Raw genomic sequence first — 26,990 nt, forward strand, 5'->3', positions numbered from 1 at the left:
GTTGCCGAATTATCGATTTATTATATTATATTGCTATAGGATGGAGGTTGAGCAATGGTTGCTGATGTAAGTCATACGCACCCCCTATTTTCAATCGAGTATGTCGTCCATGATGCAGACCACAACATGACCAATTTTCATTATCACGATGCATATGAACTTTATTTTCTAGAAAAAGGGTATCATCAGATTTTGATCCAGGACTCCATCTATGACATTAAGCTGCATGATGTTGCACTGTTTAAACCAAATCTGTTCCATAAAAGCTACCAAAATCAAGGTTGTGCCAGAACATGTGTCTATTTTACGGAGCGTTTCTTGCGATTATATTTTACGGAACGGGCAATAAAATCTTTATTAGGCTGCTTTGATACAGAAATTATCTCTTTGAAAGAAGAAGTATTTGCGAAAGTGAAAAGACTATTAAAGTCCCTGGAGAAAGAAAACGTCTCGGGTGAGAGTGACCGTATTTTTATACTTTTAGCTGAACTGTTATCTCTATTAAATAATAATAAGGATTCCCAAACAGTGGAGCAGCAGTCTTCCAAGTACGCTAACTTTGGACCTATTCTGTCGTACATCAACCAAAACTATAACAAAATCACCAAAATCGAAGATATTGCAAAGTCGTTTTACATGTCCAAATATTATTTGTGTCATCGTTTTAAAGAAGCCACGGGACTTACGGTTATTCAATATTTAAATAACATTAAGATTCAACATGCTTGCAACTTGCTGATCAATACAAAGTTAACGATACTCGAGATTGGTAACGAATGTGGCTTCAACTCGTCCATGTATTTTTGTAAGATCTTTAAACAAACGGTATTTATGACACCAAGGGAATTTAGAAAGAAAGCTAGATAAGATCATCTGTTATAGTTTTAGGCTAAAATTCATGACAGCTTGTGGGACGCGTATAAGCGTAATACGGGCTTATCTTCTAACGAAAAGAGGAATGTAAATTGACTAGTCTTCCCCTGCATCCGGCTTTGTCCGGAAAAACAGTTGTGGTAACCGGCGGTTCCGGCGTGTTGTGCAGCTCCATGGCCAAGGAGCTTGCCCGCCAGGGTACCAAGGTCGCTATTTTGAACCGTACTGCTGATAAGGGCGAATTGATAGCCAAGGAAATTTGTGAGAGTGGTGGAGAATCCATCGCTGTTGCCTGCGATGTGACCGATGTTGAAAGCGTAAAGCAGGCTGAGGAGACGGTCCGTCGTCTGCTCGGTCCGTGCGATATTCTGATCAATGGAGCAGGCGGCAACCACCCCAGTGCGAATACGAGTTTGGAGACATTTCATCCTGAAGATCTGAACCAGTCTGGAATCACTACCTTTTTCGATCTCAGTGTACCTGGCTTCCGCAATGTGCTTGATTTAAATTTTATCGGGACTTTAATCCCAACACAGGTTTTTTCCAAAGGCATGATCGGACGACCTGGCGCTGTGGTCCTTAACATATCCTCCATGAGCGCTCCCAGCCCAATGACCAAGATTCCCGCTTACAGCGCTGCCAAAGCCGCCATCAACAACTTCACCCAGTGGCTGGCCGTACATCTAGCCGAATCTGGCATTCGGGTGAATGCCATTGCCCCCGGATTTTTCCTGACAGAGCAGAACCGACAATTGCTCACCAACGAGGACGGCTCGCTTACCGAGCGTTCGGCCAAGATTATTGCCCACACCCCTATGCGCCGTTTCGGTGAGCCTGAAGACCTCCTCGGAACGCTGCTTTGGCTGGCAGATGAAACCGCTTCTGGTTTTGTGACCGGTGCAGTCATTCCTATAGATGGTGGTTTTATGGCCTATTCGGGGGTATAGAATCTTCACTTTCCATCCCTTGCCCTTCTATTTACAATTACGAAGTGGCAAGGGGCTTAGTGTGTCAACAACGCTCTACTATGGTTTCAACTGAATCCGTTTACATAAATAATAAGTCGAAGGAAGCATTGCTCAATTGGTCATGCTTTAATTTATCACATTCTCCTATGCGTATATTCAAGCAGGATTACACTTGTCTTGTATACAAGATATCGAACCTCTATGAAAATTCTTCAATTCCATCCACCGCTTGACGGCAAACAACTAGACTCACGAGCAAAAAAATGAATAACACAGACCAGCATTATTTCTTGATATAGCCAGCGAACTGCCGGAGGAATTCGAGAGAATGTATATCCTTTCGGAGATGATGGTGAACCAGATCATCCATTTTGCTTGTATCCTGATTCAACATATATTCAAGCATAGTTTGGTGCTCATGCCAGATTTCCATCAGCTTCCCTGCTTCCAGCATATGGAGCTTGCGATATCTGATATAGTGAACATTTGATTGCTGAATCAGCTGCCAAAGAAATTCTCGGCCCACCAATTGGAACATAGTATGGTGGAACTGATCGTCCAAAATGAGAAATTGATCCGTAGCATGATCGTCTTCAATGACAGCCCTCTGCCTGTCCAAAATTTCGCTCAGCTTCTGTATATCGCTTAATGCAAATTGCGTAGAAAGCTCCTTCATAATCTCTTTTTCCACTGCGCTTCTCAAGTAGCTCATTTGTTCTACGGACTCCAGATCAATATATGAGACAATGTTCCCCTTCTTGGGAAAAATATCAATATAAGACTCCAGCGCAAGCTGTTTCAACACATCGCGCAGCGGAGTTCTGGACAACTGGAAGCGTTCTGACAAGGTCGTCTCGCTGAGCAGAGTCCCAGGCTTTAAGGTCAACGACAAAATATCATTTTTCAAAAGCTGCTTGATTTCTTCCTTTGTAAACATAACATTCCTGCCTTCACTTTATAAATCTAGTCTTATTATAAAGCATTTTGATGTGATAGACTCCTCAAAAATTGTCATTGACAAGGATAAACTTTGCATTTTATGATCAAGTCAATCTTGTATACAAGATTAAAAAAATCAATCAGGGAGGGTATCGTTATGAACATGACCTGGAGATGGTATGGGGAAGGCAATGACAATATTACACTGGATCATATCCGGCAAATTCCAGGAGTTATGGGCATTGTTTGGTCTTTACATGATAAGATAGCCGGTGAAATATGGGAAATGGAGCGAATTCAGGAGGTAGCTGATCAGATTACAAGCAAGGGCTTTAGTACGGCAGTCGTAGAGAGTGTAAATGTCCACGATGATATCAAAATCGGCCTCCCATCCCGCGAACAATACATTAACATTTATATTGATACCATTCGCAAATTGGCCAAAGTAGGAGTCAAGGTGATTTGCTATAACTTTATGCCTGTCTTTGACTGGACCAGAACGGAGCTTTATAAGGAACTGCCTGACGGATCTAACGCCCTCTTTTATGAAAAGGCTGCCATTACCGATAACCCCCGTCAAATGGTGGATCGGATTCTCAAGGGAGCCGGGAAGTTCACGATGCCAGGCTGGGAACCGGAGCGGTTGGCGAGACTGGATGAACTGTTTGCTGCTTACGCAGATGTCACCGAAGACAAGCTGTTTGACAACCTGAAGTATTTTCTTGAGCGCATCATCCCGGTTTGCGAGGAGGTTGACATCAAGATGGCCATTCATCCTGATGATCCGGCATGGCCCATCTTCGGGTTGCCGAGAATTGTCCGAAGTCGTGAGACCATCCGGCGCATCCTAGATGCAGTGAACAGTCCATATAATGGTCTAACCTTCTGCACAGGCTCACTGGGGACTAACCCTGAGAATGATTTGCCAGCTATGATTCGGGAGTTCCATGATCGTATTCATTTTGCACATATTCGTAATGTCAAGGTGTTTGAGAATGGCGACTTTATTGAAGTGTCACATCGCGGGAAAGACGGAAGCGTCGATATACCGGAAGTGGTTAGAGCTTATCACGAAAAAGGCTATCAGGGATATGTGCGCCCAGATCACGGTAGACATCTATGGGGAGAAGAAAAGAATTGTCGGCCAGGCTACGGTTTGTATGACCGTGCACTGGGAGTTATGTACTTGCTTGGTGTCTGGGATAGTCTCGCTCAAAGCAAAGGAGTGAAATAGATGCTCCAGCTTGACCGGAAAGGTCTTTTAGATAAGGCGGCCTGGGAAGCAGTAGGCATCGAACTGCCGAAGTATGATCTGGAGCTTGTAGCCCATAACACCCGAGTTAGACCGCAATGGGTGCATTTCGGCGCAGGCAATATTTTTCGGGGGTTCGTAGCCAATGCACAGCAACAACTGCTGAATAGTTTGAAAGCGGATACAGGTATAATTGCGGCCGAAACCTTTGATTTTGAAATGATTGACAAAGCCTACAAGCCTTACGACAATCTAACCTTGCTGGTGTTAATGAGTGCAGACGGTAAATTTCACAAAAGTGTGGTCGCAAGCATCGTTGAGAGCCTTGCAACGGAGCAGAATCGTCCGGACGACTATCTCCGTCTGCTTGAAGTATTTGAAAATCCGACTCTGCAAATGGCCAGCTTCACTGTCACGGAAAAAGGATACGGCCTCACCGGGCCCGACGGTAAGTATCTGGCTGTTGTGGAGAGGGATTTAGTGAATGGTCCTGAACAGCCGGTGCATGTGATGAGCATAGCTACTTCGCTTGCCTATCGGCGTTATTTAAAGGGACAACATCCAATGACCTTGGTAAGCATGGATAATTGCTCCCATAACGGCGATCTGTTAAAGGATAGTATGATTGCTATCGCCAAGGAGTGGACGCGCAGAGGCCTGGTAGAGAAAGGATTTGCAGACTATCTGCAGAATGAGGAAAAAATAACCTTCCCGCTGACTATGATTGATAAAATCACCCCCCGCCCTTCCTTACAGGTACAATCTGCTCTTCGAGAGCTGGGGTTAGCCGACATGGAGATTGTCGTTACCTCCAGACATACGTATACGGCTCCCTTTGTCAATGCTGAGGTTAGCGAGTATTTGGTCATTGAAGACAAGTTTACAAACGGGAGACCTGCACTGGAGGAAGCTGGCATCATCTTCACAAATCGGGATACGGTAGACAAAGTGGAGAAGATGAAAGTCACGACCTGTCTCAATCCGCTACATACAGCGCTGGCCCTCTCCGGTTGTCTGCTTGGGTATCAGCTCATTGCAGATGAAATGAAGGACCGCACCTTGCGTCGTCTAGTGGAAGCCATCGGCTACAAGGAAGGCTTGCCTGTTGTGGTTGATCCCGGAATTATCCAACCCCAAGCGTTCATTAACGAGGTATTGCAGGAACGCTTCGCCAATCCCTATATTCCAGATACGCCACAGCGGATTGCAACAGATACTTCTCAAAAGATGAGCATCCGTTTTGGCGAAACCATAAAGTCGTATGTTAGCACAGCAGGGCTTGATCCCACCGACCTGACTGCTATTCCCTTGACCATTGCGATCTGGTGTCGTTATTTGCTGGGGGTGGATGATCAAGGAGCACCCTTCAAACTCAGTCCGGACCCGTTACTGGATACATTGCAGGGGTATTTGCAGAATACGAAGCTAGGCGATCAGACCTCTGGGGTTCGCAACCTCCTTGAGGATGAAAAACTGTTCGGCGTCCGATTATATGAGATTGGTCTGGGCGACAAGATTGAAGCCATGTTTCATGAAATGCTATCAGGTCCCGGAGCAGTCCGAAGCACCATAGAGAAGTATGTGAACTAGAACTTACATTAAACAATCCCCCTGCCACGAAACTTTGGTCAGGGGGATTTGTAATTCTCATGTTTGTTAGCTTGTTGTCAACAGTAGAACCGGGCCACAACTCTGATTAGAATCCTGCCGTCCAACCCGCATCAGCAGCAATAACTGCCCCATTCACAAAGCTCGACTCGTCTGAAGCCAAGAAAAGGGCTATTTTCGCGATTTCTTCAGCCTGCCCTACACGAGGAATTACGCCTTGCGTGACCTTCGTTCGAGATGCGCCAAACTCATTCAAGTTATGAATCGTTGAAGTAATGTTGGTAGCTGTTGCACCTGACGCAATGGCATTGCATCGAATGCCTTTTTGAGCATACATAAATCCCGTGTTTTTCGTAATACCGACTACCGCATGCTTTGAGGCGGTATAGGCAGCGCCTGCATGCGCACCACTGAAGCCACCCGTAGATGCCGTATTTATAATTACTCCATTTCCTTTATCCAGGAAGATCGGGATTACTTTGCGAATCGCACGCATAACGCTTTTTGTATTAATATCGAATATCAAATCCCATGTCTCGTCGTCCACATCCCCTACTGGCGCCATGTTATCCATAACGCCCGCATTGTTAACCAAAATGTCGAGAGTTCCGAATTCATTAACAGCTGTATCGATCAAAGCATGTATATCATTCAAATCAGCAACATTGGTTTTTATTGCAATGGCGTTTCCTCCAGCTGATTTAATTCCTGCTGCAACCGCTTCTGCTCCTTCAATGTTCAGGTCTGAAAGAACAACACTTGCCCCTTCTTTTGCAAATAATTCTGCAATCGCTTTCCCCATTCCTGATGCTGAGCCTGTAACGACCGCAACTTTTCCTCCCAAACGCATGAAAGATCCCTCCAATGTTTTTTAATCAACCGTTCATTTGAAGTATGGATCAACTGCTAAATCAAAGTCAATTGTACGAAAGTACAGGCGAATAATCTATCTTTCATACCATAACCCTGATAGTCCCCTTGTAAGATAAAACTGTGTGTATCACGTTGATAAGGAGCAGGATGCATATTATTAAGAGTTTATCGATTTATTTTTACAATTTCTGTAGAATTATATATATACTTTTCCAGAGTAATGGTATATTCTAGTAAAAACAATGCTCATATAAAAAAATATGACCTTATGGAGGGACAGGCCTTGAAGAGACTTTTCGCTTTAAGTTGTGCTTTCTATCTGTTAATCGGCGTCACCAGCGTGGTGCTTGGGACATTACTGCCGACTTTACTGCCTCACTATGGACGGGGGTACAGCGATGGTGGATTGCTGCTGTTCCTGCAGTTTTTCGGATTTCTTGTCGGCGTTCTGCTCACTCCCTTCATGGCTCTACATATGGGCCGCAAGTCCATGCTATCTATTGCCTTGGCCAGTATTGTGATAGCAGGTACCGTATTGGGTGTACTCCCCTCATGGAATTGGGTCATCGCAATGGCCATCTGGATTGGCTTCGGCTCAGGTATTATTGAATCTTCCATCGGAGCGTTCACCATTGAGTTCACCGAGGAGCAAAAAGCCGTAGCGATGTCCAAGCTGGATGTCTATTTTGCACTTGGTGCACTTCTTATTCCTGCGATTGTAAGCCTGTATATTTGGCTTGGAATGTGGTATCTGACCTTTTACACCATCTCCCTTCTGACCTTTATCTTGGCGCTGTTTTGGCTTACTATGCCTGCTTCCGCCTCCTCTCATCTTACCCAAGCAGACATCCGCACTACTGAACGTTCAGTTGAACAAGCCCGTTACTCAGGACAGCATCGTGTATTGCTAGGAATCTTCATTATATTCTTCTTTGTTTATATGGGCCTTGAACTGGGGCTCATGAACTTCCTACCTTCTATTCTGACCGAAACGCTACAACTTCAGGGATCCGTAGCCTCGCTGGGTGTCAGCGTACTTTGGATTGCAATGATCATTGGTCGTATGTTCTCAGGAAGGATTGCAGAGTCAGCAGGATATATTCCTTTCCTACTATGGAGTGCAATCGGAACTTTCTGTTTCTTAGTCGCTATGGTGTTTATATCCAGCCAATGGGCTACATACCTTCTAATTTTTGGTGCAGGGATATTCATGTCTGGACTCTTCTGTATCGCACTTGTCTACGCCAACGTACTGATTCCGGGAATGACGGAGCGGACGACCAGTATTCTGATTGCGTCAGGCGGAATTGGCGGCTCAGTGCTTCAATACGTAATAGGCTGGAGCATGAGCGAATGGCCAGTGACAGCTAGCCTCTGGATCTTAGGAGGATTTACTTTGATTTTGCTGCTGGCACTTATTCTCACACATCTGTGGAATAATCGGGGCAGCCGAGTAATTGACTCCCTTGTCCATCAGGGCAAGGAAGGATGATATTGTTTTAGTCCTTAGGGGAGGTGAGGCCTATCGCGTTTTTGCTTTTCGGGCAGATTCTGTTGCTGCGGTTATCTCTCATATCTGTGAAATCGCAGGAACAGTCAAATTGTGGCTTCTTTGTCCATTAGGACATGGAAGGTGATTTTCTTATTTTGGGGAGGTGAGTTCAGCCTCGTTATGCTGATTGGGCGTTACTCTTTTTAAGGATGACTTAATGAAATGTATATTCTGATATGGAGGGGAAATATCGTGCATACCTTGACCAAAGAACGTTTCAGATACGGAAAAGGCATTACTTTGATTGACGATTCAGGTAAGGAGTATTTGGATGGCGTATCTGGCACCTTCAATCTGTCGCTCGGTTATAATCACCCTCATGTCGTCTCCAAAGTACAGGAGCAAGTCGCCAATCTTGCCCACATGTCTTCATCCTTTACCGAGCCTTACGTTGAAGAAGTCCTAGACCATCTAATCCAATATGCCCCGAACGGCATCGATGCCGGGTGGATGAGAGATATTACCGGCTCCACGGCGAATGAATGTGCTGTGAAACTGGCCCAGAAATATACCGGAGCAACTGATATCATCAGCCTGCATCTGTCACATCATGGACAGACCCAGTTCGCAACAGGCATTTCCGGTAATGCCTTTCGCCGCAAGAATTTTCCCAATTCAACTGCGGCATATTCTCTGCATGTGCCTGCCCCCTACTGCTATCGTTGTCCCTTTAATTCTTCACCAGACAAGTGTGGTCATCACTGTATTGAAGCCATATCGGACGCCATTGAATATGCAAGCTCAGGCTCTGTGGCCTGCATGATTATTGAACCCATTCTGGGCAACGGAGGTAACATCATCCCGCCTGCAGGATATTTCAAGCGCCTCCGTCAGTTATGCGACGAGCATGGGATGATTCTGATTGCTGACGAAGTGCAGACTGGGATTGGGCGGACAGGCTACATGTTCGCAAGTGAGCTGTTTGACATCCAACCGGATATTATTACTCTTGCCAAGGGTTTGGGCGGCATTGGTGTCCCGGTTGCGGCGGTCTTGATGCAGTCTCGTCTCGATGTCCTGGAGAAGCATGAGCATTCCTTTACCTCGGGCAGCAATCTGATCTCGGTCACGGCAGCCAAATCCACGCTGGAGGTTGTAAGCGAACCCGGTTTTCTGGAAGCCGTCCGGTCCAAAGGAAACCTGCTCGGATCCCTGCTGACCGAGATAGCTGACAAGCATGATTGCATTGGTGAGGCTCGTGGCGTCGGACTGATGTGGGGACTGGAAATTGTAGACGAGGACGATGGCCCGGATGCAGTGAAAAGCAATGGAATTATCGATCGTGCATTTGAGGAACAGCAATTAATCCTCAGAGGTTCCCGTTACGGTTATGGCAACGTGGTCAAAGTGAGACCTTCTCTCACGGCTACAGAAGATGAGATTGTCGAAATTGTTAAACGGCTTGACACCGTTCTTGCTACCCTTCACTAACGATCTGCCCAATAGGCCAAAGGAGGAATTATTCATGCTTGCACTGGTATACAAATCAGCTTGGGATGTCGCACTTGAGGAAAGACCTATCCCGGAGATTAAAAAAGATAACGATGTACTCGTCCGGATTCGGGCGACAGGCGTATGCGGTACGGATCTAGGCATCATTAGTGGCAAATATCATGCCGTGCCGTCCACGATCTTGGGCCACGAATCAGCGGGGGATGTGATCGCTGTAGGATCAGCCGTCAGTTCACTACAGCCTGGAGACCGGGTGGTAATTGATCCAACATACTACTGCGGGCAATGCGAAATGTGCAGGACAGGAAGACAGAATCATTGCACACACAAATCCGTAACAGAGACCGGAGTCAGCGCCGACGGTACGTTCACCGATTATTATGTGACTGAGGACCGTTTTTTGTACAAGCTGAAGGACCATATCAGCTACGAAGAAGCGACGCTGACCGAACCGCTGAGCTGTATGCTGACCGGAATCAACCAGATTAACCTGCTGCCTAACTTCACAACCGTTATTATAGGTGCGGGTCCGATCGGGATTCTGTACAGCTATGCTCTTGCTTCGAAAGGCGTAACTGGTTGCCTTGTTGACATCTCGGAGGAACGGCTCGCCATAGCGGATTCTATTGCCCCCGAACGGTGGTCCGCGCACGCCACACTGGAATCGGCCATTCATAAGCTGGCTCCGTTAAAAAATCAGGTGGACATGATTGTGGACACCACAGGAGTGGTCGGCACTGAGGTACTAAGCCAGCTTGCGAGCGGCGGGTATTTGATGCTGGTGGGGCTAAGAGATGGGATAAGCTCGTTTAATCCGAAAGAGGTAGTTGACCGTAGCCTTAAAATCATCGGCTCCATTGATTCTCTGGGCACGTTCTCCACGGCACATTACCTGATTGAGCAGCAAATCATTCCCGCCAAAAAAATCATTACCCACTCGTATCCGCTGGACGACTACCATGAAGCCTTCAAGACGCTTGGATGCAATATCAGCGAGCGGACACTTCAGCCTTCGTCGCAGGCGATCAAGATTGTGCTGCAATCGAATGGCTCCGGCAACTAAATTTAGCTACTAACAAGGGGGAGAATGGACATGACGAGCATCCATCATGTTACACCGACGAATAATGAATACACAGGAGACCTATCAGCGTCCGTTCCGGTCAAAGCGGTCATCTTCGACATGGACGGGGTGTTGGTAGACAGCGAACCGATTTATTTTGAAATTGAACGCAGCTCCTTTGCCCATTTCGGTGCACCCATGACGGAAGAAGAGCACCATACCTATGTCGGAGTGACACTCGAATCCATGTGGCGTCAAGTGCTGGACAGGCATCAACTCACTCATACATTGGAAGAGGCGCTTGCCTATCACCGAAAAAATGTGATGCAGACCATAACAGCACACGAGGGCCTGGTGGCGATCAACGGACTGGAACGGTGGCTGGACTGGCTACAGGAAAAAGGAATTCCGGTTGCAGTAGCCTCTTCCTCTCCACGGTCGTTGATTGATCTCATTATGGAAAAAACGGGACTGGGCCGTTACTTTGATATTCGAATCACCGGAGAAGAAGTATCCCAGGGTAAACCGGCACCGGACATCTTCCTATATGCCGCCGAACTGCTCGGCACAGCCCCCGCACATTGCATTGTTATTGAAGATTCGCGGAACGGTGTTCATGCAGCCAAGAGTGCGGGCATGCGCTGCATCGGTTTGCACAACCCAGGCTCGGGCCAGCAGGATTTGTCCAAGGCAGATCACAATATTTTCAGCTATGATGACCTGTGGGCGCTTAAAGAGAACTTGCCCTTCGGAGAATAGTTTCCTGCCAAGAGAAGGACCGTAAGATGCTGGAAGGCATATCTCCCCTATAAATATATTAAACCGCATAACCTTTAAAATGGATGAGGACATATATAAATATGCCCCATAGAGTACACAGTTGAGTATGTTAACCTACCCTGTGTGTACTCTATGGGGTATGCTTTACATCAAATATTTTTTAACCCCATTTTGTTACGCAAAAAACTGAACTTAGGAATGCCATAATCGGAATTTTTATAGTATGTATTTTATGTGTCAAGTAGCAGTTTTCCGCTTTGCCATCCTCATCAGTCCCGGCTTTCACACCCAAATACACCTCTTCCCTTTTGGGTCCATTAAAAACCATTTTATTATAAGACGCCTGCTCTTAATCATTACTTTATGTGCATATAAGCTAGTTTATAGTATCTCATATTGCTGTGCTCAGTTGTACAGTCGTTTTTCAATGATGTTCTACTGGAGGATCACTGTGAAGGTCTTGATCCCGCTCTGTAAAGTTCCAGCGAGTAAAGGTAACCTCAAAACCCTCTCGGGTTGGCGAACAGGTATAAGGACCGGCCTGATTTCCGGTGGTGTAGGGAAAACGCGCCACACGTATCGTTCGCCATCCGTGCTGCTCCGTCCTTGCGCGAATAATTACAGCATCCTTGATGATGGAAGCGCGCAGGGTGACTTCTTCACCGACCCACTCTGGCACAGCCGCAAGCGACCAGTCAGAATATCCAGCGGTTACGACTGTGGAAAGCTGAGGAATGCCGTCATTGATTTCTATCCCCGCTTTAATCCATTGCTCCGGGCCATGGTATAACAAAATACCTGCCTGATCGTAAAGCTCCGTAAATGATGCGAGTTGAAACGACACTTCCACCGCCGTGTTATGATTCCAATCCGATAATAGAGCGGACCCATCCTCAAATTCAAAACCATATAAAGTCTTTTTCCAGAAGTCTCTTCCCTTTTCAGGCGCAACCTTAAGAAAATCTCCTTCTTTCCGGGCATATAGAGGTGAATTGATCCAATTCCCTTCCTCCCATTCCATTCTCTTTTTAGTCATCTTTTTGTCCTCCCTTGTTCAATAAAGGTGTGTCGTTCTAAGCAAACATTAGATACCAATAGATCGCGATCTCGTCACTTTCTCTATTTAGACCTTTGTAGACGTAGGAGTCGAATCCACCGATCACAAAACCGCAGCTTTCATAGAATTTACATGCGCGAACATTATTGCTTTGTGTCTCCAGCATGATCCCTGGCATTCCGCCATCTTTCGCCCAGCGTTTAGCCTGTTCGATTAGTTTCTTACCGATACCGAGGCTTCTATATTGCTTGTCGACTTTGATATCTTCCACATATGCATATTTGTTCCAATTTCTTTTCAGAACAATTTGACCTACAACTTGATTATTTACGAGCGCTAAATATATGATTTGATCGGGATTGCTGATATAGTTCGAATAATCCTCAACTGTATCTTCCTCAAGCTGATCATCATCGTAGCTTTTTTTGCTAATAGGCCTCTCCTTCACCGTATATTCGATTTGCTGTCCCGTTAATTGCAAGACAAGGGTAGAATCCACGATAAAGCTACCATCAATGTTAGTACCACGCTCACCGTCCTCAGCCTTCAGTTCTCTGATTAAAATATCCATTTTCACCTCCCCCATCTTGAAGCAAAATCAAATTGCATTAATGCTGCACATTCTTCAAATCTACATCAGTTTAACGCTGTTCCGTTCTAACCATTATAACAAAGTTTCGCCATTTTCTGTATAATCCATCAAACATATTAAACCTTCTCCCATTCCCGATTCCGCTCATAAAGTGAGCTAGTAATAATACGGTCCAGCAGCTGCGTAAAGGTTATGCCTGCTGCAGCTGCACTCTTCGGAAGCAGGCTGTTAGCAGTCATTCCGGGTAAGGTGTTTACCTCCAGTACATAAGGTACATTCTGACACAAAATCATATCGACCCTTGCATACACCTTGCACTGCAGCAGCCGATAGCTGACAAGTGCCGTCTCGCGCACACGCTGCTCAATAACGGGAGGAAGCTGGATTACCTTCTCCTCAGCGCCGCCGATCTCATATTTCGCTTTATAGTCAAACCATTCAGAATGAGCGGAGCGAATTCTGATGATTGGTAATACCTCGCCATCCACAATTGAGCAGGTAAGCTCCGTCCCTTGAATAAAAGGCTCAACTAAAAGCGTCTGATCCAAACCGCAAGCCTCCTGAATAGCCGAGTGAAGCTCCATCTCATTATGCACAAGCTGGATGCCGATGCTGGATCCTCCCATATTTGGCTTCACAATAACGGGGTAACCCAACTGCTCTACCGCTTGCTGATCATAATCGTCCCTTCCCTGCCAGCAGAGGCCTGCAGGCGTATGCACCCCTGCCGACTTCAGCAGCATCTTGGACAGCTGCTTATTCATGCACAGGCTGCTTGCCAGAACACCGCTCCCTGTATAGGGAATGCCTAGTGTCTCCAGCGCTCCCTGCACCGTGCCGTCCTCGCCATATTGGCCATGCAGCGCCAACAGTGCAAAATCGATGCCTGCGTGCTGAACCTGTGCGATTAAATCCGCTGGCTGATCAATCGCAATTGGAACCACTTCATAGCGGCTGCGGTCCAAATGATTCAGCATCTCTTGACCTGTCTGCAGCGAAACCTCACGCTCAGTGGAAGTCCCTCCCATAATAACGCCTATCTTCATCATGACCCCCATTTTCTTGAAAAATCATAGTGCAATTACAGGCTGTTCTTATGACCACATGCCTTATGAAAGTTACGCACCTGTTGGCCTATGATCTGAATCCCCCGCTCGATCTGTTCATCGGATACTCGGGAAAAACCAAGCCGCAAAGTATTCGTCCCTTCACCTTCTTGTATAAAAAACTTGTCTCCAGGTGTATATATAACCCCTTGATTTATGCATACTTCAAGCAACTGGCGCGTATTTACGCCTGACGGAAAGGTAAGAAACACATGTAAGCCCCCATCGCCAGATAGTTGCGCCTCAGAGAGATGGGTTTCACAGCATGCCTTTGTAAGCTCGTATTTGCGCTTATACTCCATACGTGCTCTTTTTACATATTTCTCAAAATTTCCATTGAGCAGATATTGATATAATATCGATTGGTCGATCGTTGAGGTATGAATGGTGCGCGCCCGCTTAATGCTTTCCAGAGTGTCAATCAGCGCTCGATCTCCAAGCACCCAGCCTACTCGCAAGCCAGGGAACAGCACCTTGGAGAAGCTGCCTATATAGATTACTCCGTTCCCTCGCCCTGCTGTTGCTATTAATGGCGCAATATGAGCTCCTGAATAGCGCAGCTCCTCATTAAAACCATCCTCAATCACCGGAATCTGATAGCGCATCATTAAATTCATTACAGCGCTTCGCTTTGCTGGCGACATGACAATGCCTGTAGGATTGTGATAGGAAGGAGTCAAATAAGCGAGATCGAAGCTATTTGTCTGCTTCTGCAATACCGCTTCAAGCTGATCTACATTAATACCATCCCGCTCCATTGGAATACCGGTAATCTCAAAACCTTGTAGTTTTAAATTTTTGATCGCTGTGTGATGGGTTGGATTTTCACAAATTACCGTACCGCGGCGCGCTGAAGGGCGGAGTGCCGACAACACAATGTCAAAGCCTTCTGTAAACCCGCTTGTAATCAGTATATCCTTGCCGCTTATATCGACGCCCTTATTCTCCATATATCCCATCAGGTAATCGATCAGTGGTTTGTAACCCTTGGCATAGCCGTAGTTGAGCAGCACCTGCCCTTCGATTGCCATCCGATCCATAAAGGCTCGCCTTACATCTCCCAGATCAAACAGCTGCTCATCCGGTGCGATGCTTGTAAACGAGATGGTTCCTTTTGGGGTGCGAATGCCCTGCTTCATCATATCAAGCTCTGCAGCCGATACAGCGTACTTGCTCATTCTTGTCTTCCAATCAATCTGCCAGGCGAAGGAGGCGTCAGACCCTCCGTTATCCACAGCCAAACGGCCCACCATAGCGGCCACATAGCTGCCTCTACTCGGTATCGTATACGTAAATCCATCGTCCTCCAGACCTTCATAGGCTGCAATAACTGTATTGCGACTCACCTTGAGCACACTGCTCATTTCTCGTGTGGAGGGTAGCTTCTGATCCTTATGAAACGTCCCTTTTATAATTAAACGTTTAATATATTCTTTTACTTGTATCGCGACCGGACGGTCACCAACAAGCTTAAAATCTTGGAACATGGTTCATCACCCTCCATCTACAATGATGGCACAGGTAACAAAAGAAAAAAAGAACCACCGCCCCGGACTTTTCATCCTTCGATGGTTCCTTCGATTTTATTCCAGCACATCCGCATCATAACCGTGCCCCCAGATGGTTGTTTACCCAAAGATTATCTTTTGACTAATCTCGAAATCCTTAATGGTTGCATCCGGTCTTAAAACTTTATTTTGATCCAGCTCAGATAACGGACCACCATTTCTAACCTTCTTTATCCAATCATGATTTGCAAGTGCCCCTTTCCCTATAGTCTAACCCTGCTTGCCCTAATTACATGAAAATAACTTCGGCCTCATCCTCTTTTCCTGACCATTTATGCTGATAATCATTAACCTTAGCCTGGGAAATTCGAATGCCTACTGTAAAATCGGGGCCAACGGCTTGGCGAATTGCAGTAGCCACTTCAACCAAGAGTCGTATCCGGTTTTCAATGGATCCACCGTATTCATCTGTTCGACGATTCGTATAGTCCGTAAGGAACTAATCAAGCAAATAACCATTTGCTCCATGGATCTCCACGCCATCAAATCCTACGCTCTTCGCACGAACGGCTGAAGCAACAAATCCACGGATGACTTCCTCAATATCTTCTTTCGTTGCAGCGATCGGAGTAGAAAACGATTCAGCACCACCATAAAAAGCTAGAGGTTCACCCTTTGGAAGCACTTCTGACGGAGCTAGATTTTGGGACTTGAATCGATTTCCTTGTGATAAGGCTCCTGCATGCTCAAGCTGCACAACAATAGAAGAGCCTGCTGTATGAACAGCATCCACCACTTTTTCCAAGATGTGGTTTGCTCCTCATTCACTAAACTAGGCTGATTAAAATAACACTGGCTATACAATTCGTCTGTATATGTTCCTTCTGTTATGATTAGACCAAAGCCCCCTCTTAAACAATTTATTTAGTACCCCAATTCACATCCACCTCTAACATTAGATTCATTCGTAACACATTCAATACTTGATTTATGATCATCGAACAAGTACATTATTAACCGGTAAAATTGATGTTATCGAACGATTAATTCAACAAAATTGACTGTTATTAACGAAAGACGTGGACGTATGGAACTTCGTTATTTGATCACATTAAAAACCATTGTCGAAACAGGAGGCTTTAAAAAAGCAGCTGAACACTTGGGTTACGCTCAGTCTTCTGTCACGACACATATTAAGGAATTGGAATCTGAGGTCGGCAAGCCCATCTTTGATCGCTTAGGTAAGAAGGTGGTTCTAACCCATCACGGTCATCAGTTTCTCCCTTATGCACTTAAGATCATTGAGCTCTACACTCAGGAACTAACGACCAATGATGAACCTACCGGCAACTTGACATTAGGAATCTCAGAGTCGTTAATGATCTGCCGTATTCCATCATTGCTTGTTGAATATAGACAAATGTATCCCAAAGTCAATCTTTCTCTGAAATCTTTGGATTATCAAGATGTCTCTCATGCTGTTCAGACCGGTGAGATTGATTTCCTTGTCGCCTTGGAGAAAGAAGGCTGGGGAGCTAATGTGTTAAGAGCGGTTTAGGCATCTCCATGGTTCCTTTTTTCTCCGTTAAAGAGGAACTAGAACATAACAAGCATCAGGGTGAAGAGGTTGGACCAGACTGTCCTGCAATATCAACATATTTGGCATATCACAAAGATAAATGGCTCTCACCTGCTATGAAGGAAATGATCAAGCTCATTAAAAGACATGCGGAGAAATGGGTCTAGTTTCCTGTGAGGGTGATATCATATGTATTTTGTAGTTATAAATTATTCTTCTCTGTATATTGACATATCGCAAGTGACTTTCAGGGTCTTATATATCATGATGTACTATTTTAGGAGGAACGCAACCAGATGGATATTTGTTACTGTTATCACGGCAAACAAGTTTGTGAACCCAGCTATTCATGGGGACCCGGCATCAAAGGACAATACAAAATCATGTTTATCCATGCGGGTAGAGGCGTTTACCAGATTGACGGTAAGACCTTTCATCTTCAGCAAGGCGAAGGATTTATCGTATACGATAACATTCTTTGTTACATGGAGGCAGACCAAACTGATCCTTGGATTTATTCTTGGATAGCCTTTTCGGGTAACGGGGTTATACCTCTATTCGAGCAGGCGCACATTTCTCCCCTTCATCCCGTATTCAGGTACTCCCCGTTGTTTTGGTTTGATTCTTATTTGGAGGAATTTTCCGCCTGCGACGTGAACCACAGCACCAGTGAACTGCGAAGACAGAGCATTTTGTTCAGGTTACTTGCCGATTGGATCGAAATGTTGGTTGCTACGAGTCAACTACTGCCCGAGGTACGGCCCAAAGACGCCTACATCCGTAAAGCGGTCGAGTTTATTCGAATGAACTATAACCAAAGAGTTTCCATTTCCGAGGTCGCACACATAGTTGGCATTGATCGTGTCTATCTGTCCGTTCTTTTCAAGGAAATTCTTAATGTTCCCCCTCAGCAATACTTGTTGAACCTCCGGATGGACAAAGCAAGCGATCTGCTGGACAATTCGCAGCTGTCCATCACGGAAGTCTCCTATTCTGTTGGCTATAGCGACCCGCTGCTGTTCTCCAAAATGTTTAAAAAAGTGAAGGGACTTTCTCCATCACACTTTCGCGCAAGGCTTAAAAGAGACAGCTTAATGGGTCTTTCAAGCCTTGACTGATTTGTTCGTTTAATGAATCGTATTGTTGCTCTGACATTACCAGGGGACATCCCCGATATTATGCATAACCTGGTCGATCTCTTGAAGATCCGCTGCTGATAGCGGATCCGCATGTACTGCTAGCACGTTTTCCTCAATTTGACCTACACGGCTTGCACCGATTAGCACCGAATCGACGCCGCCTTCGCGTAGCGCCCATGTCAACGCCATTTGCGGTAGCGTCTGACCGCGGCGCTTCGCGATCGTCTCTAGCGCACGGAATTTGTTGATCCGCTCCTGAGATACGGCCTCCGGTTTCAGTGTGCGCTGGCCTGTTTTAAACTCAGTTTCCAGCTTATCGATGTATTTTCCCGTCAACTGTCCGCGACCAAGCGGGCAGAAAGCCACTGTGCCGGCTCCCACTTCAGTCAGTACGTCCTGCAATCCGTTCTCAATCCACCGGTTCAGCATGGAATACATAGGCTGGTGGACGAGCAGCGGTGTACCAAGGTTCTTAAGGATCATAGCTGCTTGCTTCGTTTCCTCCGGTCCGTAATTGGATAAACCGACATACAGTGCTTTGCCTGATTTTACAGCATGAGCAAGCGCTCCCATCGATTCCTCTAATGGGGTATCACCATCGGGACGATGATGGTAAAAGACATCGACATAGTCGAGTCCCATTCGCTGAAGGCTGCGGTCCAGGCTTGCAAGCAGGTTTTTTCTCGAACCCCACTCACCGTACGGGCCAGGCCACATATAGTAGCCAGCTTTAGTTGAAATAAACAGCTCATCCCGATAAGGTGCAAGGTCTTTTTTTAGTACGTGTCCAAAGGTCTCTTCGGCCGATCCGGGAGGCGGTCCGTAATTGTTTGCCAAATCAAAGTGCGAGACACCAAGATCGAAGGCGCGTAATATCATTGCACGACTATTCTCAAACGGTTTGTCCCCTCCAAAATTTTGCCACAAGCCGAGCGAAATGGCCGGCAGCCTGACGCCGCTCCGTCCAATCCGCCGATATTTCATTTGTTCGTATCGATTTTCTTGTGCGATATAAGTCACCTGATTTCATCCTTTCTCATTCCTAGCGAAATGCTGACCTCCCACGTACCCGCTTCTTATTTTTCATTTCATGCCTCCCTCAAGACATGTCATAAGGTTGAGGACTTAACCTTAGGCAGCTCAAGTATATCTAACAATTATTATGTATTGGAATGTCACTGTGATAAAAGTACATGTCATAATGTTATTAGATAACAGGACAGCTCCTAAAAAAGAAGCCAAGAGCGAGTAATGTGCTCTTGGCTTGCTTGAAAAGGCGCTGCATTCGACTTTGGATTTATTCTGCCAGCATAAATACCCTTGAATAGTTTCTCTAGAGGAATTTGCTCGCTTTCCCGATGGTGCTCTGATATCCGACCGAAGCCAGTCTTCACATGTCGTTTACCAATAAGTTCGTGTCAATGTAAGGGCTAATTCTTGGTTTGCTTTTCACCTATTTTTCGAATTTGTATCCAATACCAAACACGGTAGTAATCAGATCGCTTGCATCCAATTTCTTGCGAAGCCTTTGTATGTGTGTATCAACAGTCCGAGTATCGCCGACAAAATCATATCCCCATACAATATCCAGCAGTTCCGAGCGTGTGAACGTTTTGCCTCGGTGATTTATCAGAGTCATAAGTAAATCAAACTCTTTCGGAGTCAAGTCAATTGGAATACCATTTTGTTTGACAAGATGTTCCTCGACAATAATTTCGATTTGTTTAAACCGAATTACTTTACTCTCCGTATTTTTTCCATTGTTTGCTTGATCTACCCTCCGGAGGATTGTCCGAATCCGAGCAATAACCTCCCTTAAATCAAAAGGCTTTGTAATATAGTCATCCGCGCCGAATTCAAGACCAAGGATTTTATCGGTGATATCCGATTTCGCGGTAATCATCAAGATCGGTATGTTATAACTTGCAGTTACTTGTTTGCAAATATCTAATCCGCTTTGATCCGGCAGCATCCAGTCAAGTAGCAAAAGATTAGGTTGAAATTGTTGAAGTTCAACCATCCCCGCTGCTCCATTTGCCGTAGTTCGCGTTTCAAACCCCTCCATTGAAAGTCCGTATGATAATAAATCTGCTATTGGTGTATCATCTTCAATAATGAGAATTTTTGCTTTATTCATCATAACCCCCGTCTTCTCTCGTTAATCCGCGATATCATAATGTTAATGATTAGTTAGGGAATAATCAACTCGGAACATAATACAGTAATCTTTGCACCTTGGACTGCAGTTCATGAAAACATCAGCCGTTTCTGGCGTTTTGTGTCACACAACGAAGGATGCCTATTTTATAACAAAGAAAAACAACCTTGCTCCAGTCCGAGGACTAAGATAAGGTTGCACTTAAAAGGAGGTTTATTGATTCTATTTATAAGCCACACGTTAATGGCATTTTTGCACAACGGACAACATACCGCCAAAACATCCAGTGAATTGAATATTCACAAAAATACGCTACTTTACCGCGTAAATAAGATCAAAAAATTACTCAATTCCTCGCTTGATGAGGGTGACGAACTCTTCTCTTACCAGTTGTCTTTCAAAATTTTAGATTATATGTCCTCGCAGCTGTAGCCTTGTTTTTCCCAACTACAGTACACGGTACTTCATGAAGATCTGTTAGGAATGTGTTATTGCAGCGTCACGTTGTCAACGTAAACGGCTGACTTACCGCTGCTGTTCTCCGAGGCAAGAAATTGTACGCCGATTTCCCTAACATCGTCAAGATTAGGTATAGATGTAAGGTTGAACGACAGCGTCGTATCTCCAAAAGAATTAATCTTGACGGCTTTGCCAGCATACCAAGCCCAACCTGATCCTGTCTTGGCATAAATCTTGGCATGGAGTCCGTCACCTGCGGAATCCCAAGATGCATGTTTGACGGTCGCGCTTAGCGTGGTCTTACCACTTAGGTTGCGGCTTTGTGAGAGAAGCAGGTAGTGCTGAGAATTGGCAGACATGATGATATCCGCTTTAAGAGAATTACTGCCCTTGGATGACCACTCGTTTACGCTCCATGGACCATCGGATATATTCGAACCGGTCCAACCCTGCGTACTACCCTCGAAGTCATATAATGTGTTTGCGCTACTGCCACCGCAAGCCGCATTCTGCCTCCACTCGGCATATGGAGCGTGCCCAGCTAAAATGCTTTTCAGATAGTTACCTCCTGCTGTGAGACTCCCGTTCGTATTGAAAATACTGGCGCCTTCTGTCTTGTCATTAATCGCCCAGTTGGCCCATGACAGGTTATTCTGGTTCATCCAGTCAAGCCATTGGTTCGTGGAATCGTAATTAATGCCGCCGTCGCCATCCGCGTTAACAAAGCCCATCTCGGTAACAAACAGCGGGATACCCTTGCTCATTGCGTAGTTGGCTTTGTCCCGGAGCGACTGAAAATGAGATCCAGCGTAAAAGTGCAATGTATAGGCGATATTACCAGAGGATGTAATGGGGTCGTTCGCTGCCTGATCTACACTCTGAGACCAGAACGGCGTTCCAACGACAATCAGATTGTCGGAATGTTGACGAATGGCCGGGATAACTTGCTCAGCGTAACTTTTGATTGTCCCCCACGAGACTTGGGTAGGTTCGTTATAGATCTCAAAAATGACGTTATCATAGCTTCCATATTCCTGCGCCATCCGGCTGAAGAAACTTTTGGCAGCGTTGACGTTGTTGTGCGCGTCATGTGAGTGCCAATCGATAATGACATAGATCCCCTTTGCGATTGCCGCATTGACCACGTCACGAACTTTGGACTCATCGGCCGTGTTATACGGATTTCCGCTGGGGTCAACGCCATATGCCGCTCTTACGATCTCTACTTGAAATTCATCCACCATCCGATTCACCGTGGTGGTATTCCAAAATGGACCGGACCAGTTGCTCCAGAAGAAACTCGCCCCTTTGACCATCATCGGTCGATTCGTTTTGGAGCCGTTAATCTTGTTTCCACTTGCTTTCATTTCACCGAAATAGCTTACAGGGTTTGCGCAGGCAGCTGCAGAAGCGGGCGTTGCAGGTATGACCGCTTGAAAAAGCAGCGTTAATAAGCTGAACAGTAGGATCATGGTTAACGACTTAGTGAATGAATTGAACGACATTTTCATAATTCTCTTCTCCCTTTAATATGGCATGGTTACGCGAAAAACTTCGGCAAGTAGCCCCGATATTCATCAGCATATCGGCTGGATTCAAGAACAGTGACAGTATACAGACTAGTTAGCGAAAACGTTTTAGATTTTAATACCAATTTACTAGTTTTGTATCTTTCGCAAAAAGCATAAATTATTGATTTCAAAGAAGAATATGAAATTTGATCAGTCGGCATCAAGCTCTTAAAGCTTTATTATCGAAAACGTTTTCGATAATAAAAAAGAAAATGTTAGTGAAACCTCCTGTTCCCATAGATTCAACTATTAACATCTCCAGGCTTGCCTTAGGTTTACAACATATCTCCCTACGTCTTCCGGGTCATCACCTTCTTTCAAAATCATAACTATTCTAGTTTCCTCCCCTCTGACGCAATATGAAGCTTTCCCTTTTGTCCATAACTCGGGAATGAAACAAGAACGAGCAGAAGAATGTTTGATTCAAGGAAACTTATGTTAAGCGCTTACATCATAATTAAAATACAATTTGTTTTTGTGTTTGTCAATTCTTAAAAAACTATTCCTTATACTGTCCTGTCGAGTCTCGTACAACCAGATCTGCCGGGACAATCTCCGTCGGCGGTGAATAATCGGGATTCTCAATCATTCGGATGAGATGCTCTCCTGCTTTCATTCCCATTAGAGTAATGTTCTGATTGATCGTCGTAAGCTTAGGCATGGTCAGCTCCGCATAGAACGTGTTGTCAAACCCAACGACGGAAATGTGCTCAGGTACTCGCTTTCCGATTTCGCGAATTGCTTCGATCGCACCAGTCGCCATATAGTCTGAAGAGCAGATCACGCCGGACGGTGCTTCCGGAAGCTGTAGCAGGCGCTTCATCGCCTTATATCCACCTTCAATGCTGTATTCCTCTACCTCAACATATTTGGCATAGTAAGGAAGATCGTTCGAGCGCAGCCCTTCCTGATACCCGGAAAATCTCGTTTGACCAACCAGACATCCCAAATCCCCGGAAATAAAGGCGATGCGTTTATGTCCAAGTTCCACCAAATGCTGAACACCTAAGTAAGCACCTCTGCGATTGTCGGCTGTTACATAGCCGGTTCTAGGTCCCAGCAGATCGGTATCAATCATCATCGTCGGCATCTCAGCCTGAAGCAGATCCAAAAAATTTTGATTAGTTCGATCGACACCAAACATGACAACTCCATCTACATTGCGGCTGATGCAATGCTTAGTGAAGGTATAATCGGGATTACTAAGATTCGGTGATAGAAAGAGCAGGTCATAACCGCTATCTTCAAGAGACTTTCTTAACCCATCAAGAAGCTCCGAAATAAAAGGATTCGTGAAGAAATCCAGCAGGAACATCCCGACCGTCCAGGAACGCTTTTTCACGAGGCTTCGGGCAACCACATTCGGCTGGTAGTTTAGCAATTCAATCGCCTTGTTTACCTTATTCCTCGTTTTGCTGCTGACATCAGAATAATTATTAATCACTTTGGATACCGTTGCCACTGATACCCCTGCTTGTTTGGCCACCTCATGGATAGATGCCACTACACTCACCCCAAACCAAAATAAACGAATTCACACACAGTACATAACCATTTACTATATATTATACGCGATGCTCAGCCTCATAGGAAACGTTCAGTAATATCGAATAAACAAAAAAAGTCGCCAATATGGCGACTTCCAAGCGTATATGTTTTTGTCCATTGATAACAGTGACAACAAGTTTACCCTTTTCTTCTTTGTGCATTTTTAACTTCCTTTGCTTCTAGTTGATCTCCAAATAGTCAATGTATGCATCCCATGTTTCGTTTTCAGCTGTTAGAACGAGCTCAATCTCTTGATTTCCGGCTCCATGGCTGACATTGGTTAGAGTATAGACCGCGGGATTGCTCCCGCCGAAGTAGAAGGTCCCCTTTGCCTGTCCACCGATTTTTAGATCGACTCTGGCCATGTTGGAATTACTTGAAGCACCACGGAGTGAAAAATGATGGGTGCCGCTCGCAAAATATTGCGTGTACTTCACCAAATCATTGTTAGAATATAAAGCAACTCCGTTGAACGGCAAACTGATATTCCCGGTGTACTGACCGCCTTTGGTCATACTCTCGACTTCCACTTTTGTACCTGCGCTTGGAGGAGATGTAGAGCTGTCAGGCGCCACCGCGCGACCGGTGGTCGGCGAGATCATGCCAGAGCATAGGCTACGGCTCTTGAGATTTTGTGCAATCTGCGGGATCGCTTGGAGCGTCGTCTGGTACTGGTCATGCATAAGGAGCACGTCGCCGTTTTGCAACCTGTTCGCAGACGCTACGATTTGGGCCGTAGTGGCACCATTCCAATCCTGGGAATCAACGCTCCACAGCACTTCAGTAAGAGCATTTTGGCTCTCGATGGATTTCAAGGTCGAGTTGGTCGCACCGTACGGCGGACGGAACAGCTTTGGTGCAGTTCCAGTAATCGACTGGATCGCCTGCTGCGTCCGTGTGATTTCTGACGACATTTGCGAGCTACTCAACGTAGTCATATCCGGATGCGTATAGGAGTGGTTACCGACCCACATGCCTGCGTCCGCTTGGTCCCGTACCAGAGACGGACTATTCTGCGCGTTTTGCCCGATGTTGAACATCGTTGCGCGCAAACCGGCCTGCTTCAGAGCCGCAAGCAGTTTTGTCGTGTTACTGGTATTTGGGCCATCGTCGAACGTCAAACCTACGTAACCGTTCGCGCAACTCGCATCGGCAGCACTGGCGACAGACATCATCGGTACGGAGAACAATGTACCGATAAGCATCAGAGCCATTGTGCCTTTTACTAGCTTTGCTTTAAGCATAAAAGTATCTCCTATTCATATAGTATTTGTTTTCACCAAGATTTGGACTGAAAGATTTTCCGTTTGCATTCCCCTGCTCTGCTACGGGTTTAATTGCCAAAAACAGCCACGTATCTATTAATTGTAAACGTTTACAGATAGTATTTTATCATCGAATTCTTCATATTTAACCTGCAAAGAATTAACCTTATACTATAAAATGTTTAGTTTTTTGTATAAAAAAGCTGACATCATGATGTATCAATGTCAGCTCTATAAAAATTATTATTTCCTATTAATGATCCAAGGAAGCCTTTTCTCCCTTGAACACGATCATAAAAATGGCACCGCCTGTAATTACTACAGCTAGAAGTAGTAACGTTAAATTGCAGTATAAATATGCTGCAACGTCAGTAACGATTGGGAAAATAGAAAAGTTGAACCTCAGCTGTGTGAGCAGTCCGCCTACAACTGCGATACCGATCCCTTCCGCCAAAAAGCAGGAAAAATTCAAAAAACCCATACCTGAGCCAGATTCGTCAACACTTAGCGAGCCTGCCACAATGGTTGAGATGACCGTTTTGACAAAGGATAGTCCACCAAAAATCAAAACCAATGCTCCTGAGATGATCCAGGGGCTACGATCGGCAAAAAGTGAAACGATTAAAAGACCCGACCCCAGAAGCAATAACCCTGCAACCATGACAAAACGAGCTCCCTGCCTATCGACCAAAGAACCGCCAACGATCCCGAAAAGAATCACGCTAATCGTTCCTGGAAACAGAACACCGCCTCCAATAAGGCTTGTCGACATCTGGTGCACTTCTCTCATCATATAAGGGATCATAGACATGAATCCTGCAACGGTTCCTAGAAGTATTCCACCTACAAATACACCGACAATAAATCTTCTCCTCTTAAATAAAGCTGGTTCTATGAAAGGTTCCTTAGCTCTTCGAATTCTCAGCACAAATCCTATGAAAAGAATGACACTGATGTTCAAATACCACCATTCGTAATGTGTCGTAAATAAAGTGAACGAAACCGTTCCAAGAACAAAAAGCAGGCCTCCCGGAACATCAAGCCCACCTTTTTTCACAGGTTCGTCAGAGAGCGTCCGTAAGAAAAACGGTAGTGTGACTAGCGTCATCATGGGCAGGAAAAACAGATAGGACCAATGTACATAGTCCGCGATCCAGCCTCCAAGTATAGGACCAAAACCTTCTCCCAAGGCAACGGTCGATCCAATCATACCAAAAGCTTTTCCTTGATGCTGCATTTCGATACTTTTGGTAACGATGACCATAATCAGTCCAGGGACAGCAGAAGCACCTGCTCCTTGGATAAATCGCGCGGCAAGCAAAATCGGGAACCAGGCATGAAAAAGCAAGCCGATTAGCGATCCCCCGCCGTATATCATCATACTGATGAAAATCAGTTTTTTTACGCCGTAAATGTCCGATATTTTTCCGTAAACGGCCGTTCCTACGGCAAAAGAAAGAATGAAGCTGGTATTAACATAATTTGCAGCGGATGGCTTAATTCCAAATTGAGCGGCAATGTCGGGCAACGATACGTTGAACACCGTCTCATTCAATACGCTGAAAAATGCAAGCACGCACAGCCAAATCAAAGAATTAGGAATACGTTTCTCAATCGATTTTTCCATTATGCAAACCCCTTAAAAATA

The 26,990-nt window shown here is 45.4% G+C and carries 22 protein-coding genes and 2 pseudogenes; 11 read left to right on the plus strand and 13 right to left on the minus strand.

From position 1 onward, the window contains the following. Nucleotides 1–54: 54 nt before the first annotated feature. Together G7035_RS22880 and G7035_RS22885 are read left to right on the plus strand one after the other, a co-directional pair. Nucleotides 55–867 (plus strand): AraC family transcriptional regulator, encoded by an 813-nt coding sequence (locus G7035_RS22880; RefSeq protein ID WP_017426901.1) that lies wholly within the window; start codon nt 55–57, stop codon nt 865–867. A 98-nt stretch (nt 868–965) separates the two neighbouring features. Then, the gene (locus G7035_RS22885) at nt 966–1,820 is read left to right on the plus strand and encodes an SDR family oxidoreductase (protein ID WP_019687260.1); all 855 of its coding nucleotides are present in this window, start codon (nt 966–968) and stop codon (nt 1,818–1,820) included. Nucleotides 1,821–2,124: 304 nt separating this feature from the next. On the opposite strand, the gene G7035_RS22890 is transcribed toward G7035_RS22885, so the two are convergent. Next, nucleotides 2,125–2,778 carry a GntR family transcriptional regulator gene (locus tag G7035_RS22890; protein WP_019687259.1) on the minus strand — a complete coding sequence of 218 codons (654 nt, stop codon included), beginning with the start codon at nt 2,776–2,778 and terminating at the stop codon, nt 2,125–2,127. Between the two features lie 159 nt (nt 2,779–2,937). On the opposite strand from G7035_RS22890, the gene uxuA reads away from it, so the two are divergent. Beyond that, nucleotides 2,938–4,014 carry a mannonate dehydratase gene (uxuA, locus tag G7035_RS22895; RefSeq protein ID WP_019687258.1) on the plus strand — a complete coding sequence of 359 codons (1,077 nt, stop codon included), beginning with the start codon at nt 2,938–2,940 and terminating at the stop codon, nt 4,012–4,014. Then, nucleotides 4,015–5,622: a mannitol dehydrogenase family protein gene (locus G7035_RS22900; protein WP_019687257.1), complete on the plus strand. Its 1,608-nt coding sequence runs from the start codon at nt 4,015–4,017 to the stop codon at nt 5,620–5,622. Between the two features lie 106 nt (nt 5,623–5,728). Here G7035_RS22900 and G7035_RS22905 read toward each other — a convergent pair whose 3' ends face one another. After that, on the minus strand, nt 5,729–6,490 hold the full coding sequence (locus tag G7035_RS22905) for an SDR family oxidoreductase (protein WP_019687256.1): 762 nt from the start codon (nt 6,488–6,490) through the stop codon (nt 5,729–5,731). A 306-nt stretch (nt 6,491–6,796) separates the two neighbouring features. Here G7035_RS22905 and G7035_RS22910 point away from each other — a divergent pair, with 306 nt between their 5' ends. The 4 genes from G7035_RS22910 (at nt 6,797) to G7035_RS22925 (ending at nt 11,339) form a co-directional block, all read left to right on the plus strand. Next, the gene (locus tag G7035_RS22910) at nt 6,797–8,005 is read left to right on the plus strand and encodes an MFS transporter (RefSeq protein WP_019687255.1); all 1,209 of its coding nucleotides are present in this window, start codon (nt 6,797–6,799) and stop codon (nt 8,003–8,005) included. Nucleotides 8,006–8,227: 222 nt separating this feature from the next. Further along, the gene (locus tag G7035_RS22915; protein ID WP_019687254.1) at nt 8,228–9,496 is read left to right on the plus strand and encodes an aspartate aminotransferase family protein; all 1,269 of its coding nucleotides are present in this window, start codon (nt 8,228–8,230) and stop codon (nt 9,494–9,496) included. Between the two features lie 34 nt (nt 9,497–9,530). Next, nucleotides 9,531–10,580: a 2-amino-2-deoxy-D-mannitol dehydrogenase GutB1 gene (gene gutB1, locus G7035_RS22920; RefSeq protein WP_019687253.1), complete on the plus strand. Its 1,050-nt coding sequence runs from the start codon at nt 9,531–9,533 to the stop codon at nt 10,578–10,580. A gap of 30 nt (nt 10,581–10,610) precedes the next feature. After that, nucleotides 10,611–11,339, plus strand: coding sequence for an HAD family hydrolase (locus G7035_RS22925; protein WP_019687252.1), 729 nt, complete (start codon nt 10,611–10,613; stop codon nt 11,337–11,339). 445 nt (nt 11,340–11,784) lie between these two features. Here the strand turns inward: G7035_RS22925 and G7035_RS22930 are convergent, their stop codons facing one another. The 5 genes and pseudogenes from G7035_RS22930 to G7035_RS22950 all read right to left on the minus strand — a co-directional run. Then, entirely contained in the window at nt 11,785–12,396 is a 612-nt protein-coding gene (locus G7035_RS22930; protein WP_016818781.1) for a DUF1349 domain-containing protein, read from the minus strand. 37 nt (nt 12,397–12,433) lie between these two features. Further along, nucleotides 12,434–12,988: a GNAT family N-acetyltransferase gene (locus G7035_RS22935; RefSeq protein WP_019687251.1), complete on the minus strand. Its 555-nt coding sequence runs from the start codon at nt 12,986–12,988 to the stop codon at nt 12,434–12,436. A gap of 137 nt (nt 12,989–13,125) precedes the next feature. Beyond that, on the minus strand, nt 13,126–14,055 hold the full coding sequence (locus tag G7035_RS22940) for a D-alanine--D-alanine ligase (protein WP_019687250.1): 930 nt from the start codon (nt 14,053–14,055) through the stop codon (nt 13,126–13,128). 35 nt (nt 14,056–14,090) lie between these two features. Further along, a complete protein-coding gene (locus G7035_RS22945) occupies nt 14,091–15,602 on the minus strand; it encodes an aminotransferase-like domain-containing protein (protein WP_019687249.1) in 1,512 nt (503 codons plus the stop codon). A gap of 141 nt (nt 15,603–15,743) precedes the next feature. After that, a pseudogene (locus G7035_RS22950) lies at nt 15,744–16,535 on the minus strand (NADH:flavin oxidoreductase); the annotation flags it as partial. Nucleotides 16,536–16,710: 175 nt separating this feature from the next. On the opposite strand from G7035_RS22950, the pseudogene G7035_RS22955 reads away from it, so the two are divergent. Next, nucleotides 16,711–17,369, plus strand: a pseudogene (locus G7035_RS22955) (LysR family transcriptional regulator). Nucleotides 17,370–17,498: 129 nt separating this feature from the next. Continuing rightward, entirely contained in the window at nt 17,499–18,320 is an 822-nt protein-coding gene (locus G7035_RS22960) for a helix-turn-helix domain-containing protein (RefSeq protein WP_019687247.1), read from the plus strand. Nucleotides 18,321–18,356: 36 nt separating this feature from the next. On the opposite strand, the gene G7035_RS22965 is transcribed toward G7035_RS22960, so the two are convergent. Then, on the minus strand, nt 18,357–19,361 hold the full coding sequence (locus tag G7035_RS22965) for an aldo/keto reductase (protein ID WP_017426888.1): 1,005 nt from the start codon (nt 19,359–19,361) through the stop codon (nt 18,357–18,359). A gap of 433 nt (nt 19,362–19,794) precedes the next feature. Then, nucleotides 19,795–20,478, minus strand: coding sequence for a response regulator transcription factor (locus G7035_RS22970; RefSeq protein ID WP_025364861.1), 684 nt, complete (start codon nt 20,476–20,478; stop codon nt 19,795–19,797). 264 nt (nt 20,479–20,742) lie between these two features. On the opposite strand from G7035_RS22970, the gene G7035_RS22975 reads away from it, so the two are divergent. Continuing rightward, entirely contained in the window at nt 20,743–20,931 is a 189-nt protein-coding gene (locus G7035_RS22975; RefSeq protein ID WP_019687246.1) for a helix-turn-helix domain-containing protein, read from the plus strand. Nucleotides 20,932–20,987: 56 nt separating this feature from the next. Here the strand turns inward: G7035_RS22975 and G7035_RS22980 are convergent, their stop codons facing one another. The 4 genes from G7035_RS22980 to G7035_RS22995 all read right to left on the minus strand — a co-directional run bounded on the left by G7035_RS22980 (nt 20,988) and on the right by G7035_RS22995 (nt 26,969). Then, the gene (locus tag G7035_RS22980; protein WP_230877341.1) at nt 20,988–22,463 is read right to left on the minus strand and encodes a glycoside hydrolase family 5 protein; all 1,476 of its coding nucleotides are present in this window, start codon (nt 22,461–22,463) and stop codon (nt 20,988–20,990) included. Between the two features lie 565 nt (nt 22,464–23,028). Beyond that, entirely contained in the window at nt 23,029–24,033 is a 1,005-nt protein-coding gene (locus tag G7035_RS22985) for a LacI family DNA-binding transcriptional regulator (RefSeq protein WP_019687244.1), read from the minus strand. A 223-nt stretch (nt 24,034–24,256) separates the two neighbouring features. Beyond that, complete coding sequence (locus tag G7035_RS22990) at nt 24,257–25,321, minus strand: polysaccharide deacetylase family protein (protein ID WP_019687242.1); 1,065 nt, start codon at nt 25,319–25,321, stop codon at nt 24,257–24,259. A gap of 274 nt (nt 25,322–25,595) precedes the next feature. Continuing rightward, nucleotides 25,596–26,969, minus strand: a complete 1,374-nt coding sequence (locus G7035_RS22995) for an MFS transporter (RefSeq protein ID WP_019687241.1) — start codon at nt 26,967–26,969, stop codon at nt 25,596–25,598. Between the last annotated feature and the right edge of the window lie 21 nt (nt 26,970–26,990).

This window comes from Paenibacillus polymyxa (assembly GCF_015710975.1).
Classification (GTDB): Bacteria; Bacillota; Bacilli; order Paenibacillales; family Paenibacillaceae; genus Paenibacillus; species Paenibacillus polymyxa.